The following is a 5,216-nucleotide window of genomic DNA, read 5'->3' on the forward strand; positions in this document are numbered from 1 at the left end:
AGAGCTCTTGAGAACAAAACAAATAAGGATATAACATCTCGAAAAAAAATCAATACTACGCGCTCATGTTCTGCGCCTTCCCCGGACTCGCCCTCTTTGCTAAGCGCCATATAAAAAATCAATATTACTCAGAGAGGACCTCAGGGCGCCTTGCCACAAGAGCGCAGCGGGGCAAGGAGTCCAGTCCTCGACGAGTAATTTGATTTTTTCCTTTAGCTTACATAACATTTTTATTACTTGTTGTTATTTTAATTTAGATTTGCATTTTAAATGCCTAAGCGCGAGATGCACGATAAACAGATATTTCAAACAGATACCAAGAAGAGGTGGATCACTTTTCAGTGGGTAACCCGTGTTATTATAGTCGTTTTTTTACTAGCGATTGTAAGTGTAGCCTACACCCTTCTTAAAGGAGGAAATCCAGCTCTTCCTATAATAAATACCAATACAGCATTAAGTAAAAAACAGCTGGATAGGATCAAGAAATCCACCCGGTACAGCGACTTTAAGGTTCAGAAGCAAATGCTGTTGAAGATGCAGCAGAACCAGAAATTACAACATCTTAAACATCCGCACAATAAAGCCAGGATCAACGCTGGTTTTTATGTGAATTGGGATCCTCAGTCGTTGGTAGACCTTAAAGATAATATTAAGCACCTGGATATGGTGCTTACTGAATCCTTCTTTCTGGTAAGGGGTGCAGATACTCTTTTAGATAAAGTAGATAAGGAAGCGATTACACTCATCAATAAGAATAAGAAGACGGGGATTGCGATGATTTCCAACTTTAATAATGATAGTTTTGACGGTGAAGCTGTACATCAGCTGCTAAAAAATAAAGATTTACAGAACAGGTTTATAGCCAACCTGATTAAGAAGCTGAAGGCCTACGGTTTTCATGGGGTGAATGTGGATTTTGAGGAATTGAAAGAAACAACGGATGAGCCTCTGATTGCCTTTCAGAAGAATCTGTATGAACAACTGCATGCCCAAAATTTACTGGTTACACAGGATATTTCTCCTGATAACGATGATTATAATCCAAAAATACTAGAGAAATACAATGATTACATCTTTTTGATGGCTTATGATCAGCACAGCGAGATGAGTAATCCTGGCGATATCTCTCATCAGGTTTGGGTAGAGAAACAGCTGGACAATATCTGTAGTAAAATTTCATCGGATAAAGTGATCCTCAGTCTGGCCTGTTATGGTTATGACTGGCCGGATCAAAGTGTAGGTAAAAATGTAACTTATCAGCAAGCGATCGCTAATGCGAACCGTTACAATGCAAAAGTGAAATTTGATCCTATATCTGCAAACCTGAGTTACAGCTATACCGATGAGGGGCAATTAAAACATCAGGTGTATTTTACGGATGCGGCTACAAACTTCAATCTGATAAGAAAAGCCGATGACTGGGGGATTGCCGGTGTGGCCATTTGGCGGATGGGCGCTGAAGATTCCAGGCTATGGGAATTTATTGGCAAAGATCTGAGTATCGATTCTTTGAAAAAAACGGGGATCAATTTAAAAAGATTGACGCGTATAGGTCTTAATGATCGGGTGGATTATGCCGGAGAGGGAGAGATCCTGGATTTGGTATCTACACCAAAAGAGGGTAAGATTGATATTCAATTGGACAGTACCAACTATGTGATCAGCAACCAGCAATATTTGGTATTGCCAACCAAATATACCATAAGAAGGTATGGTGCTGCAGAGAAAAAAATCGTTTTGACTTTTGATGACGGACCAGATCCGGTATATACGCCGCAAATTATTGACATCCTGAAAAAGAATAAAGTACCGGGAAGCTTCTTTGTTGTGGGCATAATGGCGGAGAAGAATATGGGCTTGTTGTTGCGGGAATTCAATGAGGGTTATGAGATTGGTAACCATACTTTCTTTCATCCGGATATGTCAAGGGTTGGACCTCAGCGTGTAAATTTTGAGCTTAACGCCACCAGAAAGATCATTGAATGTGTAACCGGTCATAGTACTATTTTATTCAGACCGCCTTTTAATGCGGATGCTGAGCCGACTACCTCTGCGGAGATTTTACCTGTTGCACAAAGCAGAGCTGAAAATTATATCAATATAGGGGAATCAATTGATCCTCAGGACTGGCAGCCAGGAATTACTGCAGATGAGATTTTTAATGCTGTAGTGAAACAAAAGGACGCAGGTAACGTGTTGCTGCTGCACGATGCAGGTGGTAATCGTGAGGCTACAGTTGAGGCGCTTCCAAGAATTATTAAGTTCTTTAAAGAGAATGGATATGAGTTCACTACGATTGCGAATCTGATTGGAAAGAAGAAAGAGGATTTAATGCCTGCGCTGAAATCTGATGCAGACAGTGGTTTTACCGGCTCAGGAGATTATTTGTTTTTAAGTATATTTTCTTACGGAAACCTGATCCTGAATTTTGTATTTGTAATTGCGATCATACTGGCCATTTTAAGGAGCCTGGTTATTGCTGTTTTGGCCATAAGACAAAAGATGTTGTCTCGCAAGGAACAGAAATTGCTCCTGGAGCAGCCTTCTGAAATGGTGAGTATTATTATACCTGCCTATAACGAAGAGATTACTGCTGTACAGACATTGAATAGTCTATTGAAAACGACCTATCCAAATGTAGAGTTCATTTTTGTTGATGATGGTTCTAAAGACAGTACTTTTAAACTGATCTCTGAGAAATTCAGTGATCATCCTAAAGTTAAGGTGTTTACGAAGCCAAACGGCGGTAAAGCATCTGCGTTGAATTTCGGTATTTCAAAAGCCAGTGCGGATTTCGTGGTTTGCATCGATGCTGATACCCAGTTGAAAGCAAATGCGATCACGGAGTTGATGAGGTTCTTTTATATTGAAGAAATTGCTGCGGTTGCGGGTACAGTGAAAGTGGGAAATGCAAATAATATTATTACCAAATGGCAGTCTATTGAGTATATTACCTCACAGAACATGGATAGACGTGCTTTTGATCTTTTAAATACGATCACAGTAGTTCCGGGTGCCATTGGGGCCTTCAGGAAAAAGGTGATCCAGGAAGTAGGTGGGTTTACGACAGATACACTTGCTGAAGACTGCGATCTGACCATGCGTATTTTAAGGGCTGGTTATGTTGTTAAAAATTCCAGTGAGGCTATTGCCTATACAGAAGCACCTGAAACGGTAAATATGCTGCTGAAGCAACGTCTGAGATGGAGTTTTGGAGTGATGCAGAGTTTCTGGAAAAACCGGGATACCTTACTGAAGAGAAAATATGGCTATTTTGGAATGGTCGGTATGCCGAATATTCTGATCTATCAGATTATTTTGCCTTTGTTTTCCCCATTAGCGGATCTTTTTATGGTAATTTCTCTGGTGAGCGGTTTGTGTTCGCTGGCTTCGGTAAACTCGTTGACCTTTCAGGGAATTCACAGCATTATGAGTTTGCAGAACGGCTTTGGACAGGTATTGCTGTTTTATGTGATTTTCATTATTGTGGATATGCTGTTTGCCTTGCTGGCCTACAGGATGGAAAGAGAAAAATATAAAAACTTGCTTTATATTATTCCTCAGCGTTTTTACTGGAGACAATTGATGTATATCGTATTGTTCCGTTCCATTAGAAAAGCATTGAGGGGAGAACTGGAAGGCTGGGGTGCTTTAAAGAGAACTGGAAATGTTAAAGAGGAAGTTTGATAAATTAAAACTGTTTGGCTTTCTATAGGGTTATATGAACTGTATAATAATTACAGTTCATATGACTCATCATAAAAAACATCATATTGTTATTATTGGAGGTGGTTTTGCGGGGGTAAACCTGGTGGAGCAATTCAGTGATAAAGATGATTTCGAAATTACCCTGGTGGATAAGAATAACTATAATTTTTTTCCACCTTTATTGTATCAGGTGGCTACCGGCTACCTGGAGACCTCTAATATTTGCTATCCTTTCAGGAAATTGTTTAGCGGCAGGAAGAACTTTAATTTTCGAATGGGCTCGCTTGAAAAAGTGCTTCAGCAGGAGAATAAGGTTGTTTTGAGTACTGGCGAACTGGAATACGACATTCTTGTGTTTGCTACTGGAACGGAAACGAATTACTTTGGAATAGAAAGTGTACAGCAAAGTGCAACTCCGATGAAAACAGTAGAGGATGCCTTGTATATGAGGAACAGTATGCTGGAGAAGTTAGAAAAAGCTTCAAGGGAAAAAGATCCGCTGGAGCGCAAAAAATTATTGACGGTTGTTGTGGCGGGTGGGGGGCCTACAGGAGTGGAGATCTCAGGGATGTTTGCTGAAATGAAAAAAACAGTCATTCCAAAAGATTATCCGGAACTGATTGGCTCAAATGGGGAGATTTATCTGGTGGATGGATTAAAATCGGTTCTTGCTCCAATGAGTAAAAAATCCCAAAGTTATACCTATGATACTTTGTTGAAAATGGGTGTTAAAATTCGCCTGGAGAGTACGGTTAAGGCGTATACGGATGATGTGGTTCATTTTGCAGACGGAAAAAAAATTGAAGCGAAAACACTGATATGGGCAGCTGGAGTGACCTCCAGTGTTTTCGAAGGAATTGAAAAGGAGCGTTATGGACGTGGCAGAAGAATGCTGACCAATGCGTTTAATAAGGTTGAAGGCACAGCCAATATTTATGCCATTGGTGATACCAGCATCCAGACGGCTGATCCTGGATTTCCTGACGGCCATCCTCAACTTGCGCAGGTGGCCATACAGCAGGGACGTAATTTGGGTAAAAATTTAAAATTGGAAGCTGAAGGAAAGCCTATGAAAGCCTTCAGATACAATGATAAGGGATCTATGGCAATTATTGGAAGGAACCGGGCCGTAGCAGATCTTCCAAAGCCGAAAATACATTTTGATGGATTTGTAGCCTGGGTGGCTTGGTTGTTTATTCATCTGATTTCACTGATTAATAACAGAAACAGGATTAAAACGCTGTACAATTGGATGGTTTCTTATTTTACCAGGGACCAGAGCCTGCGTATGATTGTTAAGCCTGTTAGAGAAAATTCTTGATAACTTTTCTCAATCCTTAACATTAACTTAACATTACATGTCCATCTTTGTACTATGTTTATATATGCACTTTCCGGAACCTTCTATGTCTTTGCATTGATTGCGGCATTTAAAATGGAAACACCTTTAAAAGGTTTGTTATTTATGCTGGCAGTGGTTGCTGTTAGCGGACTTCTATATCTTTTTA

2 protein-coding genes are annotated in these 5,216 nt (G+C 40.1%); both read left to right on the forward strand.

What is annotated here, in order from left to right:
* Positions 1-270: 270 nt before the first annotated feature.
* Positions 271-3,687, forward strand: coding sequence for a glycosyltransferase (locus DBR11_RS19065; RefSeq protein WP_233260828.1), 3,417 nt, complete (start codon positions 271-273; stop codon positions 3,685-3,687).
* Between the two features lie 61 nt (positions 3,688-3,748).
* A complete protein-coding gene (locus DBR11_RS19070; protein WP_108554222.1) occupies positions 3,749-5,029 on the forward strand; it encodes an NAD(P)/FAD-dependent oxidoreductase in 1,281 nt (426 codons plus the stop codon).
* Positions 5,030-5,216 lie beyond the last annotated feature (187 nt).

It is taken from the genome of Pedobacter sp. HMWF019 (assembly GCF_003061025.1).
GTDB lineage: Bacteria > Bacteroidota > Bacteroidia > Sphingobacteriales > Sphingobacteriaceae > Pedobacter.

What these genes read in the sequence shown, in the direction of transcription:
- DBR11_RS19065 (WP_233260828.1), top strand. Translation starts at nt 271, where the DNA reads ATGCCTAAGCGCGAGATGCACGATAAACAGATATTTCAAACAGATACC.
- DBR11_RS19070 (WP_108554222.1), top strand. Translation starts at nt 3,749, where the DNA reads ATGACTCATCATAAAAAACATCATATTGTTATTATTGGAGGTGGTTTT.